At 69.7% G+C, this 12,796-nt stretch carries 10 protein-coding genes; 3 read left to right on the top strand and 7 right to left on the bottom strand.

The genetic code is table 11. The annotated features are described in order from the left end of the window. Positions 1-222 precede the first annotated feature (222 nt). Entirely contained in the window at positions 223-1,371 is a 1,149-nt protein-coding gene (locus OVA30_RS04425) for a COX15/CtaA family protein (protein WP_076644166.1), read from the bottom strand. Between the two features lie 332 nt (positions 1,372-1,703). On the opposite strand from OVA30_RS04425, the gene OVA30_RS04420 reads away from it, so the two are divergent. After that, positions 1,704-1,910, top strand: coding sequence for a DUF2842 domain-containing protein (locus tag OVA30_RS04420; RefSeq protein ID WP_003601068.1), 207 nt, complete (start codon positions 1,704-1,706; stop codon positions 1,908-1,910). 135 nt (positions 1,911-2,045) lie between these two features. Further along, positions 2,046-2,483, top strand: coding sequence for a hypothetical protein (locus OVA30_RS04415; protein ID WP_015950505.1), 438 nt, complete (start codon positions 2,046-2,048; stop codon positions 2,481-2,483). Positions 2,484-2,495: 12 nt separating this feature from the next. Here OVA30_RS04415 and OVA30_RS04410 read toward each other — a convergent pair whose 3' ends face one another. Next, positions 2,496-3,548: a polysaccharide deacetylase family protein gene (locus tag OVA30_RS04410; protein WP_268174721.1), complete on the bottom strand. Its 1,053-nt coding sequence runs from the start codon at positions 3,546-3,548 to the stop codon at positions 2,496-2,498. A 206-nt stretch (positions 3,549-3,754) separates the two neighbouring features. On the opposite strand from OVA30_RS04410, the gene OVA30_RS04405 reads away from it, so the two are divergent. Next, positions 3,755-4,954, top strand: coding sequence for a GNAT family N-acetyltransferase (locus OVA30_RS04405; RefSeq protein WP_268174720.1), 1,200 nt, complete (start codon positions 3,755-3,757; stop codon positions 4,952-4,954). A 91-nt stretch (positions 4,955-5,045) separates the two neighbouring features. Here OVA30_RS04405 and OVA30_RS04400 read toward each other — a convergent pair whose 3' ends face one another. The 5 genes from OVA30_RS04400 to OVA30_RS04380 form a co-directional block, all read right to left on the bottom strand. Next, positions 5,046-5,261 carry a hypothetical protein gene (locus OVA30_RS04400; protein ID WP_012253199.1) on the bottom strand — a complete coding sequence of 72 codons (216 nt, stop codon included), beginning with the start codon at positions 5,259-5,261 and terminating at the stop codon, positions 5,046-5,048. A 143-nt stretch (positions 5,262-5,404) separates the two neighbouring features. Continuing rightward, the gene (gene metH / locus OVA30_RS04395; protein WP_015950502.1) at positions 5,405-9,157 is read right to left on the bottom strand and encodes a methionine synthase; all 3,753 of its coding nucleotides are present in this window, start codon (positions 9,155-9,157) and stop codon (positions 5,405-5,407) included. Between the two features lie 199 nt (positions 9,158-9,356). Beyond that, positions 9,357-10,289, bottom strand: a complete 933-nt coding sequence (metF, locus tag OVA30_RS04390; protein ID WP_268174719.1) for a methylenetetrahydrofolate reductase [NAD(P)H] — start codon at positions 10,287-10,289, stop codon at positions 9,357-9,359. Between the two features lie 99 nt (positions 10,290-10,388). Then, positions 10,389-11,441 (bottom strand): ArsR/SmtB family transcription factor, encoded by a 1,053-nt coding sequence (locus OVA30_RS04385; protein WP_182569366.1) that lies wholly within the window; start codon positions 11,439-11,441, stop codon positions 10,389-10,391. Positions 11,442-11,520: 79 nt separating this feature from the next. Next, positions 11,521-12,765, bottom strand: a complete 1,245-nt coding sequence (locus OVA30_RS04380; protein WP_268174718.1) for a patatin-like phospholipase family protein — start codon at positions 12,763-12,765, stop codon at positions 11,521-11,523. Positions 12,766-12,796 lie beyond the last annotated feature (31 nt).

Below are 12,796 nucleotides of genomic sequence, written 5' to 3'. Positions count from 1 at the left end.
CGGACTACCGAGGGCACGGTCTTCCACCGAAATTGTTGCGGCGACGACTGGAACCCACCTTTTGCGCCTCGGGGTAAGCCGATTTCTATGCTGCGGCGCAGTCGGCCAAGGCTCCCTCGAGCCTTCCCCCCGAGCATCGAACCCCATCGCGACGGTTTCATGAACCTGCCTCGGTCGCGAGGCAGGTTTCGCGCCAAACCGGTCGCAGGGCGCAGAGCCGGCTCAGGCGCCGCGGCCGGCGAGCGCCTCCAGCCCGATCGGCACCTCCGCCCCCGTAGGCGCGGCGGCGGCCGGCACACCGCGAGCGAGGCGAGCATGGACGGTCGCCATGATCAGCACCGCCATGGCGAAGACCTGATGCGCGAGCCCGGCCCAGAGCGGCACATGCAGCAGGAGGGTCGCGATGCCGAGACCCATCTGTGCCGTTGCCAGCGCTGCCACGCCCATCGCCCGGCCCGCCGCGGCGCTGCCGGACGCCGTACGGGCGGCCTGGATCGCGTGGGCGATAGCCACCACCACGACGAGATAGGCGAAGAGGCGGTGGTTGAACTGCACCAAGGCGAGGTTGTCGATGAAGTTCTCGATGAAGGGCACTTTGTCGAACAGCACTCGGGCCGGCGGCACGAGAACGCCGTCCATGTCCGGCCACGTGTTGTAGAGGAGGCCCGCCTTCGAGCCGGCCACGAGCCCGCCGAGCCAGATCTGAACCAGCACCAGGGCCGGCAACAGGCAGGCGACGACCCGTACCGGTTCGGGCGCCGGAGCGAGGGCCCGAGGGCGGGTGCCGGCGGCGAGCCAGACGAGGCCGGCGAGGATCAGGCTCGCGGTGGTGAGGTGGAGGGCGAGCTTGAGCGGCGCCACCGCCGTCATGCCGGGCTGGAGGCCCGAGGCCACCATGATCCAGCCGATCGCGCCCTGAAGCCCGCCGAGCAGGCCGAGGCCGAGGAGGCCGGTGAGAAGGCGGCGCCCGAGCATGCCGCGGGCCCAGAACCACGCAAACGGCAGGAAGAATACGAGGCCGACGATCCGCCCGAGCAGGCGATGCCCCCATTCCCACCAGTAGAGCGTCTTGAAGCCGTCGAGCCCGATGCCCTGGTTGAGGATGCGGTACTGCGGCGTGTCGCGGTACTTGTCGAACTCCACCGCCCAGTCGGCGGCGTCGAGCGGCGGGACCACGCCGGTCACCGGCCGCCACTCGGTGATCGAGAGGCCGGAGCCGGTGAGCCGCGTCGCGCCGCCGACGGCGACCATCGCCACGACGAGCACGGCGAGCAGATAGAGCCACGCGCGCACCGCGCCGTGCCCGGGGCGGTAGGAGGCCGCCGGGACGGCGTCGAAGCGGTCGAGGGTCGGATGGGTCGACAGTCTCATGGTCTCGCGCGTCAGGTCCGGCAGCCGGGAACGTTCGGGGTGGCTTACGGGAAGCGGGACCCCACGCGCAACGCGGCCTATGGCGCAGGCAGGGGAATCGCGCGAGGCGATCCCCCCTTCTTCATGCCGGCCTCAGACGCCGGCGCCCGCCTCCGCGGGCTTAGGCTTCCGCTCCGCGCGACGCTCCTCGCGTCGCGCGGAGCCGCAATCCGCGGCTTCGCGCAATTGCCCCATGACGCAGGCTTGCCGCGTTGCAGGGCGCGAGCAGGACCGGTACGACCCGTTCCGGCGCCCGCCGGGCGCTCACCCACGAATGCGAGAGATCCAGGCCCATGCGCCGCCGCACGCGCACCCTGCTCGGAACCTTCGGTATCCTGGCCTTCGTGATCGTCTACGCGCCGCTTGCCATGGCGCTCGCCGACAGCCGCATCTCGGAAACCCATCCGGCGGTGCAGACGGTGATCTATTCGATCCTCGGCATCGCCTGGATCTTCCCGCTGATGCCGCTGATCCGCTGGATGGACCGGCCGGACAATTAGCGCATCGTTCCGAACGGTGGCCGCCGGCTTTCGGACACGGTTGAACGCCAGCGGCCCCTTTTTTCGCCGCACTCCCTGGCGAGAAGGCGGGACGTCCTACGCTCAAGGTTCGTCTCCGAAGGTCGCCCGCCGCCCATGCGCCCCTCCTTGCGCCGTCCCGCGCTTTCGTTCCGTCCGCACCTCCTCGCCGCCTCGCTGATGCTCGCCGCGCCGATGGCCGCCGAAACCGCGGCCGCGCAGGGCACGCCGCGCTCGATGGCGGAATGCGAGCGGCTGAAGAACGACCTCGCCTACAACCAGTGTCTCGCCATGTTCGGCCCGCCCGCCCGGAACGTCGCGAGCGGCGGCTATGTCAGTGGCAACGACGCATCCAGCACCTCCTCGGTCGCCTCGACCGCGACGATCCCCGGCATCCCCTCGATCGAGGAGCCCGATATCGAGCCGGCACGGCGCCGGGGGCGGCGCTCCGGCCGCCGCGGCCGGGCCAGCGCCAGCTTCGATGTCGGCAGCGCCGATGCCGGCGCAGGGGAGTCGGAGGGCGGCTCGTCGCGCTCGCGCCGTCGGCGCCGCTGAGGCGGCCTCCGCTCACGCCACGTTGAGCCGCCGCCCGCGGTTCCAGGCCAGGAACGGCACGCCGGAAAGAAGACTGGCCAGCGCCGCGTCGCTCTGGTGCAGCCCGTTCACCGAGACCCGCGGCAGGGCGTGGCCATGGTCCGCGTGCCCTGCGAACAGATGGCCCGGCCGGGTCGTCACCGCGGTGGCAAAGCCGAGTCTTTTTGCCGTTTCAAATTCCCGCCTCCCGGCGGAAGTCGGATCGCCGACGGGATAGGACAGGTGGCGCACGGGGCGATCCAGCTCCGCCTCGATCCGCGCGCGGCTCTCGGCCATTTCCCGCTCCGCGAAGGCGGCGTCGTGCTTGGCGAGCATCGGGTGCGAGAGCGTGTGCGCGCCGATGCAGACGGCCGGGTCGCGGGCGAGATCGCGCAGTTCCCCCCAGCTCAGGCAGAGTTCGCGGGCGAGTCCGCCCGGCTCGAACCCGGCCTCGCGGCATAACCGGGCAATCTCGTCGAGCAGGACCGGCTCCGGGCCGGCGCGCAGGGTGCGATAGACCGTCTCGAAGGCGGCCGTCTTCTCCGCATCCGTGCGGGCCGGCAGGACGAGGCCGGAGCCGAGCCGCACCGCGTCGAGCCGGGCCACGGCCCGCTCCAGTTCGAGCCACCACAGCCGTCCGCGCCCCTCGGCGAAGTCACTCGTCACGAACAGCGTCCACGGCGCCCCGTGCCGCGCCAGCACGGGGCGGGCGTGCTCGACATTGTCGCGGTAGCCGTCGTCGAAGGTCAGCACCGCGAAGGGTTTTCCGCTTTCCGGGGCCGCGAGCCGCCCGGGGACGTGGTCGAGGCCGATGAGTTCGAAGCCGCGTGCGGCCAGCAGCGCCAGCGTCCGCTCCAGGAAGGCGGGGGTGATCGACAAGAGGGCGTTCGGGGTAAAACCCGGCACCGGCTCAGGGCGAACATGGTGGAAGGTGAGGATCACGCCGCGCCCGCGGGCAGCGGGGGCGAGCCAGCGGTCGGCGCCCGTGGCGGTGATTGCCCGAAAGCCGGCGCGGAACAGGCGGTGTCGGGTGCGGGGCGAAAGCATGGCCCGTCTCGGCTCGAAGCACCGGGCGGCCCCGGCATCGCCTTAAGCCTAGCGACGGACGCGAAAAGCTTTCGTTACCCATCCCCGCAGATCGGCCGTCCGCATCAACCGAGGCTTGAGGACGAACCCGGCAGGATCGCCCGGAGGCGGTTGTGCGTGGCTGCCCGTCCTGGCCGTGACGGGCGCCCGCAAGGGGAGATGTGGGAATGGCGGCTCTCGCCGAAGATCTGGGGCGCCCCGTGCGGGCGGGGCTGCGGGGCCATGGCGGCCTCACCGCGGAGGTGTTCTCCGATCTCGCCGCGGTCGAGGGGCTGTGGCGGGGGCTGGAGGCCGACCCGGCCGTCCTGATGACGCCCTACCAGCGCTTCGACTGGGTGGCGGCCTATCTCGGCGCCGGGATCGATGCCGGCGAGGCAACGCGTATCCTCGTGCTCCGCGACGCGCATGGACGCGCGCGGGTGCTGATCCCGCTCACGGTCGGGCGCCGCGGTCCGTTGCGGGTCGCGCGGGTGGTCGGCGACCGGCACGCTAACTTCCACATGCCGCTCTTCGCCTCCCGCGAGGCGGCGGCGATGCCGGCCGAGGATCTGACCGAGGCGCTGATCCGGGCCGGCCGCGCGGCGGGCATCGACGCCTTCGCGCTCCGCAACCAGCCGCGCGTCTGGGACGGCACCCCGAACCCGTTGGCCGGAGGCGGCTTGCCAGCGCCAAGCGACGCTTACGGCATGCTGCTCGGCCCCGACGCCGAGGCCACCCTGCGCCGGGTGTTCAGCGGCGACACCCGCAAGAAGCTGCGGGCCAAGGAGCGCAAGCTCGTGGAATTTTTAGGCGCCGTTGAGCACCGCGTCGCCGAGACGCCGGAGGCGGCCGCCGAGATCCAGGCGGCGTTCTACGCGCAGAAGGCCGCGCGCTTCGCCGATCTCGGCATCGCCGACCCTTATGCGGAGGCCGGCATCCGCCGTTTCATCGCTGCCGCGACGGCCCCGGACGCGGATGGCGGCGCGGCGATCGAGGTTCACGCCCTGGTGGCGAGCGAGAGCGGTCGCATCCTGGCGACCTTCGGCGGCGCGGTGGACGGCGCCCGCTTCTGCGGGATGTGGACGTCGTTCGACACCGACCCCGAACTCGGCCGGTTCAGCCCCGGCGAGATCCTGCTGCACCGGCTCGTCGGCCATCAGGCCGCGCGGGGCCGCCGGGCGCTCGACCTCGGCGTCGGCGAGGCGGGCTACAAGGCCAAGACCTGCGACGAGACCATCGAACTCGTGGAGCAGACCGTGCCGGTGAGCCCGGCGAGCCATGGGCTCGTGCTCGCCTCGCGGCTCGCGGTGCGGCTCAAGCATCGGATCAAGCGCTCGCCGCGGCTCTGGGCGGCGGCCCAGAGCCTGCGTCGGCGGCTGCGACGCTGAGCGTCTCTCACAAAACTCCCGCCGCGCTATCAGCGCCCGAACGAGAACGGTCAGAGACCGGGAGTTTTGTGAGGCCCTGAGCCGAGACGGCTCAGAAGCCGCGGTTGGCGATGGTGGGCAGCGACGGCTGCGTGTAGGCGCGGTTCACGTCCCGGCGGGTCTGGGTGCCGTTGGTGTCGGAGGAGTGCCGGTAATTGCTGGTCTCGAAGGCCGAGGCCAGGCCGGGACCGCCCGAATCGGTGCTGTTGCAGGCCGACAGCCCGCAGGCGAGGAGTGCGGCGGCGAGGACGAGCAGCGTGGAGCGCATCGGGACTTCCTGTCGAAGGCGGGTCAGCCCCGCGGGTCGTAACGGCAGGCGTGCCGCGCCCCGCCGCCCCTCGGCAAGGAAAAAGTCGCGGCGCGGGAGCGTTGCTGTGCGATCCCGCGCCACCTGTGACCTATTCGGCGTGACTACTCGGCCGCGGCCTTGAGGTAGCGGACCGGGTCGTAGTTGAGGATCGGCCCGAGCCAGCGCTCGACCTCGCTCACATCCATGCCCTTGCGCAGGGCGTAGTCCTCGACCTGATCCCGCTCCACCTTGGCGACCCCGAAGTAATGCGCGTCGGGATGGGCGAGGTAGAGGCCCGAGACCGACGAGCCCGGCCACATGGCGTAGGACTCGGTGAGCTTCACGCCGATGCGGCTCTCCGCCTTGAGCAGATCGAACAACTGCACCTTTTCCGTATGGTCGGGCTGGGCCGGGTAGCCCGGCGCGGGCCGGATGCCGTCGTACTTTTCCGAGACCAGCTCTTCGGGGGCGTAAGCCTCGTCCGGCGCATAGCCCCAAAACTCCTTGCGGACGCGCTCGTGCATCCGCTCGGCGAAGGCTTCGGCGATGCGGTCGGCGAGCGCCTTCACGAGGATCGAGCGGTAATCGTCGTTGGCCCGCTCGAAGCGCTCGGCGATGCGCACCTCCTCCAGGCCGGCCGTGACCACGAAGGCACCGACATAGTCCGCGATGCCGGTCTCGGCCGGCGCCACGAAGTCGGAGATGCAGGTGTTGGCGCGCCCGTCACGCTTCGAGAGCTGCTGGCGCAGGCCGTGGAACGTCGCGAGCGTCTCCTGCCGGCTCTCGCCGGTGAAGAGCCGGATGTCGTCGCCGACGCTGTTGGCCGGCCAGAAGCCGATCACCGCCTTCGGGTTGAACCAGCGCTCCTCCACGATCTGCTTGAGCATCACCTGCGCGTCCTCGAACAGCGCACGCGCCGCCGGGCCCTGCTCGGGATCGTCGAGGATCGCGGGGTAGCGGCCCTTGAACTCGTAGGTCTGCAGGAACGGCGTCCAGTCGATGTAGGGGACGAGGTCCGCCACCTCGTAGGAACCGTAGACGCGGGTGCCGGTGAAGCTGGGCTTGGCCGGCTTGTAGGCCGACCAATCCACCTTGAAGGCGTTCGCCCGCGCCTTGGCGAGCGGCAGGCGCTGCTTGTCGGCCTCCGAGCGGCGGTGCGCATCGGCCACCTTGGCGTATTCGGCGCGCACCTTCTCCACGGTGGCCCCGCGGGTCTCCTTCGAGATCAGGCTCGACACCACGCCGACCGCACGGCTCGCATCGGTGACGTAGACCGCCTGACCCTTGGCGTAGGCCGGGTGGATCTTCACCGCGGTGTGGACGCGGCTGGTGGTGGCGCCGCCGATCAGCAGCGGCATCTCCATGCCCTCGCGCTCCATCTCGGCGGCGACATGCACCATCTCGTCGAGCGAGGGGGTGATGAGGCCCGACAGGCCGACGATGTCGACGTTCTCGCGCTTGGCCGTCTCGAGGATCTTGGCTGCCGGCACCATCACGCCGAGATCGATGATCTCGTAGTTGTTGCAGGCCAGAACCACGCCGACGATGTTCTTGCCGATGTCGTGGACGTCGCCCTTCACGGTGGCCATCAGCACCTTGCCGGCGGCCTGGCGCTTGCCGTCGCCGCCATTGGCCCGCTTCTCCTCTTCCATGAAGGGTTCGAGATAGGCCACCGCCTGCTTCATCACGCGGGCGGACTTCACCACCTGCGGCAGGAACATCTTGCCCGAGCCGAACAGGTCGCCGACCACGTTCATGCCGGCCATCAGCGGGCCTTCGATGACGTGGAGCGGACGCGCGGCCTCTTTGCGCGCCTCCTCGGTGTCGGAGACGATGTACTCGGTGATGCCGTTGACCAGCGCGTGCTCGATGCGCTTGGCGACGGGCGCCTCACGCCACGTCAGGTCGGCGGTCTTGGCCTGGGCCGAGGCGCCGGTCTTGAAGCGCTCGGCGGCCTCCAACAGGCGCTCGGTCGAGTCCTCGCGGCGGTTGAGGACCACGTCCTCGCAGAGTTCGCGGAGTTCGGCCGGGATCTCGTCGTAGACGGCCAGCTGGCCGGCATTGACGATGCCCATATCCATGCCGGCCTTGATGCAGTGGAACAGGAACACCGCGTGCATCGCCTCGCGCACCGGCTCGTTGCCGCGGAAGGCGAAGGACAGGTTCGAGACGCCGCCGGAGATATGGGCGTGGGGCAGGGTCTCGCGGATCGTGCGGGTCGCCTCGATGAAGGCGACGCCGTAGGGGTTGTGCTCCTCAATACCCGTGGCCACCGCGAAGATGTTCGGGTCGAAGATGATGTCTTCGGGCGGGAAGCCGACCTGCTCGGTCAGGATCTTGTAGGCCTTGGTGCAGATCTCGACCTTGCGCTCGTAGGAATCGGCCTGGCCCTGCTCGTCGAAGGCCATGACGACGACCGCCGCGCCGTAGGAGCGGCAGATCTTGGCAGCCTCGATGAACTTCGCCTCGCCCTCCTTCATGGAGATCGAGTTCACGATCGGCTTGCCCTGGATGCACTTCAGCCCGGCCTCGATCACCTCGAACTTCGAGGAATCGACCATCACCGGCACGCGGGCGATGTCGGGCTCGGCGGCGACGAGGTTGAGGAACTCGACCATCGCCTTCTCGCTGTCGAGCAGGCCCTCATCCATGTTGACGTCGATGACCTGGGCGCCGGCCGCGACCTGATCGCGGGCGACGTCGAGCGCGGCCGCGTAATCGTTGTTGGTGATGAGCTTGCGGAATTTGGCCGAGCCGGTGACGTTGGTGCGCTCGCCTACGTTCACGAAGGGGATCTCCTTCGTCAGCACGAAGGGCTCGAGGCCCGACAGGCGCATCAGGCGCGGGATCTCGGGGATCTCGCGCGGCTTCTTGTCGGCGACAGCCTCGGCAATGGCGCGGATGTGGTCGGGCGTCGTGCCGCAGCAGCCGCCGACCATGTTGACGAGGCCCGAGGCGGCGAACTCGCCGACAAGCTTGCCCATGGCCTCCGGGCTCTCGTCGTAGAGACCGAACTCGTTGGGCAGGCCGGCATTCGGATAGGCGCAGACCAGCGTGTCGCAGATGCGCGACAGCTCGGCGATGTGGCCGCGCATTTCCTTGGCGCCGAGCGCGCAGTTGAGGCCGAAGGTGAGCGGGCTCGAATGGCGCAGCGAATTCCAGAACGCGGCCGGCGTCTGGCCCGAGAGGGTGCGGCCGGAGAGATCGGTGATGGTGCCGGAGATCTGGATCGGCAGGCGGATGCCGGTCTCGTCGAACACCTGCCACGCGGCGGCGATCGCCGCCTTGGCGTTGAGCGTGTCGAAGATCGTCTCGATCAGGATCAGTTCGGCGCCACCGTCGATCAGGCCGCGCACCTGCTCGACATAGGCCTGCTTCACCCCATCGAACGTGACGGCGCGGTAGCCGGGATTGTTCACATCCGGCGAGATCGACAGCGTGCGGTTGGTCGGGCCGATGGCACCGGCGACGAAGCGGCGGCGGCCGTCCTGTTCTTCCGCGAGCTTGGCGGCCTCACGGGCGAGGCGGGCGCCCTCGGCGTTCAGCTCGTGGATGATCGATTCCATGCCGTAATCGGCCTGGGCGATCGTGGTGCCGGAAAACGTGTTCGTCTCGCAGACGTCGGCGCCGGCGAGGAAGTAGTCGAGGTGGATCTGCCGGATCGCGTCGGGCTGCGTCAGGATCAGGAGGTCGTTGTTGCCCTTCTGATCGTGGCTGTGATCCTTGAAGCGCTCACCCCGGAAATCCTCTTCCGTGTATTTGAGCCGCTGGATCACCGTGCCCATCGCCCCGTCGAGGACGAGGATCTTTTCCGACGCGCGCTGGCGCAGGGCGCGCTCGATCTCGGTGCCGTCGACGGGGGGGAAAGCGGTCATGTCGGACGATCCTGGGATGTTCCGGGACGGCGATGGCCGAAAGTGTCGGCCGCATCAACCCACCTCAGCTTGAGGTGCCGGAGCGAAGCGGAGGCCTCGGAGGCCTCCAGAAAACGCGATCGCTCCCAGCCCCATCCTTCGCTGCGACCGCGGCGCGGTCGCAGTTCGGGATGAGGTTCAGGAGCGCGGTGACGAGGGGTCAGGCCGCCTTGGCTTCCGGCTTCGCCGCCGGCTTGGCCGGCGCCTGGGAGCGCAGGCCGAGAAGGTGGCAGATGGCGTAGACGAGGTCGGAGCGGTTCATCGAGTAGAAGTGGAAGTCCTCCACGCCCTCGTCGACGAGGTCGAGCACCTGCTCGGCGGCGACCGCGGCGGCGACGAGACGGCGGGTCTCGACGTCGTTCTCCAGACCCTCGAACCGGGCGGCAAGCCAGTACGGCACCGAGGCGCCGGTGCGGCGGGCGAAGTTGGCTGCCTGCTTGAAGTTCTGCACCGGCAGGATGCCGGGGATGATCGGGATGTCGATGCCGGCCGCGCGCACCTTGTCGCGGTAGCGCAGGTAGATCTCGTTATCGAAGAAGAACTGGGTGATCGCCTGATCGGCGCCGGCATCGACCTTGGCCTTCAGGGCCTCGATGTCGGCATCGAGCGAGGCGGCCTCGGGGTGCTTCTCCGGATAGGCCGAGACCGAGACCTTGAAGTCGCCGATCCGCTTGATGCCGGCGACGAGGTCGCAGGTCTGCGCGTAGCCGCCGGGATGGGGCCGGTAGCTGTGGCCGACGCCCTCGGCCGGGTCGCCGCGCAGGGCCACGATGTGGCGCACGCCCGCGTCCCAGTAGGACTGCACCACCCCGTCGATCTCTTCCTTCGTCGCATCGACGCAGGTGAGGTGGGCGGCGGGCTTGAGGCTCGTCTCGCGCACCATGCGCGCCACGGTGTTGTGGGTACGCTCGCGGGTGGAGCCGCCGGCACCGTAGGTGACCGAGACGAATTTCGGCTGGAGCGGCGCGAGGCGCTCGATCGAGGACCAGAGGATCTTCTCCATCTCCTCGGTCTTCGGCGGGAAGAACTCGATCGAGACCCGGATCGGGCGGAAGCCGTCGCGGCTGGCGCGGTGTTGGGAGGCGTTGGGCATCTCTTCGTCCCTTCTCCTGGACGTCTGTCGTGGTGTCGGTCGTCGATGGAAGTCGGCTTGAACCGTGAGGCTCGGACCGTGAAGCTTGGATCTTGAGGCTCAGGCCACGGCGCGCTCCGGGGCGCGGGCCGGGGCATGTTCCGGGGTCTGCGCCTCGATTGCGGCGGCGGTGTCGTGCGCGAGCCAGAGGGTGACGGTGAGCGGGTGCTCGATGCCATCCTCGGGCGCGAGATCGCGGCTCTCGACATCGCCCAGGCCCGCCTGGACGAGCCAGCCCGTGATCTGCTCCGCACCGAAGCCGAGACGGCGATGGGCTTGGCTTTCGCGCAACTGCTCCAGAGTATGGGGCGCGAAATCGACCACGAGCAGCCGCCCGCCCGGCGCGACGAGGCGGGCCGCCTCGCGCAGCGCCCGGGCCGGATCGTCGAGGTAGTGCAGCACCTGATGCAGCACCACGAGATCGAAGCCGCCGCGGCCGAAGGGCGGCGCGTGGAGGTCGCCCTGGCGCAGATCGACCCGCGACAGGCCCATCCGCTCCAGATTGGCCCGGGCGACCGAGAGCATGGCATGGCTCGAATCGAGCCCGGTGGCGCGACCGGCCAGAGGGGCCAGCAGGCCGAGCATCTTGCCGGTGCCGGTGCCGAGATCGATCACGTGGCGGATCGGCCGGTCTCCGAGCGCGTCGAGCACCGCCGCCTCGACGGCAGCCTCGGGCACGTGCAGGGAACGCAGGCCGTCCCATTTGGGGGCGAGCCGGGCGAAGAAGGTCTGCGCCGCCTCGGCCCGTTGGGTGCGCACCGAATCGAGCCGGGCGCGATCCTCGGAGAGCGGCGGCGCGGCACGCTCCAGCGCCGCGATCAGGGGCTCGACGAAGCCGATGGCGGCCTCGCGCAGGCGGAAGAACGCCCAGGCACCCTCGCGGTGGCGCTCGATCAGGCCGGATTCGACGAGGAGCTTGAGATGACGCGAGATGCGCGGCTGCGATTGACCGAGGATGTCGGTCAGGTCGGAGACCGACAACTCGCCCTCGGCTAGCAGCGCCAGGATGCGCAGGCGCGTTTCCTCCGCCGCCGCCCGCAACACGGCAAGCGCCTCGGCGAAGGGCACCGGGGCTGTGGTCGCGCTGTTCGTTGGGCCGCTCTCGCTAGACATAAAGATATCTTTATGTGCGTAACGAGCCGGTGGCAAGAGGTTTCGCTGACGACCCGACCCCTTCGTCAGCGGCGGGCCGCTACTGATAGGCTTGCTTGAGGTCGAGGGTGCAGCGCACGCCAACCTCGTCGTAGCCTTCCGCGAGCCAGACCTTGGCGGCGGCGCGACCCTTGTCGCGCAGGCGCTCGATCATCCCCCAGCGGGCATCGGTGCGCGAGGAGGCGGCGAAGCCGTCGAGCGAGTCGGTCCCGTCGATGCGGTGGAGGAAGACACGCTCGAGCCCCGGAACCTGCCCCTGCCCGCCCTCGTCGATCAGGCCGTGCACGAAGTCGATGGAGCGCAGCTCCCGCATCAGGTTGGCGTTGAAGGTGATCTCGTTGAGCCGGTCCTGGATGTCGCTGGCCGAACGCGGCGTCTCGCGGCGCTCCACGGGGTTGATCTGCACCAGCAGGATGTCGCGGGTGCTCGCTTCGTGCAGCGGGTACAGGGCCGGATTGCCGAGATAGCCGCCGTCCCAATAGGGCACGCCGTCGATCTCGACCGCCTGGAACACCGTCGGCAGGCAGGCCGAGGCCATCAGGTGATCGACCGTCAGGCTATCGCGCCCGAACACGGCGAGCTTGCCGGTCCAGACATTGGTCGCCGAGACGAACACCTTGGCGGTGTCGGCCGCGCGCAGGCGATCGAAATCGACGGTCTGCTCCAGCGCGTCGCGCAAGGGGTTGAAGTTGAACGGATTGGTCGCGTAGGGGCCGGGGTTGAGTGCCTTCACCCAGGCCTCGAAGAACGGGTTGCCCTTCCAGAACCGGAACAGGCCGTCGATCAGGCCCTTCTGCGAGGGGCGTAGGTCGGCATCCAGGCTCGCCTCGCGCCAGAACTTCTCCAGGGCCGCGCGGGCCCCGTCGGGACCGCCCGCGAGCCAGCCGTCCACGAGGACGACGGCGTTCATCGCGCCCGCGCTCGCACCCGTGACGGCCTCGAAGGCGACGCGCCCGTCCTCGATCAGCGCGTCGAGCACGCCCCAGGTGAAGGCCCCGTGCGAACCGCCACCCTGGAGCGCGAGGGAGACCGCCTTCTCCGCCCGCGGCCCAGCCAGGCCGCGGAAATTCTCGCCCGGCCGGGTGGAATCGGCGATGGGGTCCGGAACGGCCGTGGCCGGGTTGTGGGCGTCGTCGCGCGTTCCGGTCCGCGCCCGGGTGTCCAAGGGCGCCGAGACGTCGCGCCGAGACCCGTCTTCAGGGCCGGACCCGTGTTGGGACTCGTCGCGCAGTGCTTGCGGTGCCGCGCCATCGCTGGCCTGAGGTTCGGGGCTCGTCGTGTCCATCTTGCCTCGCGTCGTTTATTGCGGCGCACCT

Origin of the sequence: Methylorubrum sp. SL192 (assembly GCF_026672325.1) — a bacterium.
Taxonomy (GTDB): domain Bacteria; phylum Pseudomonadota; class Alphaproteobacteria; order Rhizobiales; family Beijerinckiaceae; genus Methylobacterium; species Methylobacterium extorquens.
Note: the sequence above shows the minus strand (reverse complement) of the source record. Positions and strands in the feature narration are given on the sequence as shown.

Bases quoted from the DNA above. Each gene is read 5' to 3' on its own strand.
- OVA30_RS04425 (WP_076644166.1), bottom strand. From the start codon at position 1,371: ATGAGACTGTCGACCCATCCGACCCTCGACCGCTTCGACGCCGTCCCG.
- OVA30_RS04420 (WP_003601068.1), top strand. From the start codon at position 1,704: ATGCGCCGCCGCACGCGCACCCTGCTCGGAACCTTCGGTATCCTGGCC.
- OVA30_RS04415 (WP_015950505.1), top strand. From the start codon at position 2,046: ATGCGCCCCTCCTTGCGCCGTCCCGCGCTTTCGTTCCGTCCGCACCTC.
- OVA30_RS04410 (WP_268174721.1), bottom strand. From the start codon at position 3,548: ATGCTTTCGCCCCGCACCCGACACCGCCTGTTCCGCGCCGGCTTTCGG.
- OVA30_RS04405 (WP_268174720.1), top strand. From the start codon at position 3,755: ATGGCGGCTCTCGCCGAAGATCTGGGGCGCCCCGTGCGGGCGGGGCTG.
- OVA30_RS04400 (WP_012253199.1), bottom strand. From the start codon at position 5,261: ATGCGCTCCACGCTGCTCGTCCTCGCCGCCGCACTCCTCGCCTGCGGG.
- metH (WP_015950502.1), bottom strand. From the start codon at position 9,157: ATGACCGCTTTCCCCCCCGTCGACGGCACCGAGATCGAGCGCGCCCTG.
- metF (WP_268174719.1), bottom strand. From the start codon at position 10,289: ATGCCCAACGCCTCCCAACACCGCGCCAGCCGCGACGGCTTCCGCCCG.
- OVA30_RS04385 (WP_182569366.1), bottom strand. From the start codon at position 11,441: ATGTCTAGCGAGAGCGGCCCAACGAACAGCGCGACCACAGCCCCGGTG.
- OVA30_RS04380 (WP_268174718.1), bottom strand. From the start codon at position 12,765: ATGGACACGACGAGCCCCGAACCTCAGGCCAGCGATGGCGCGGCACCG.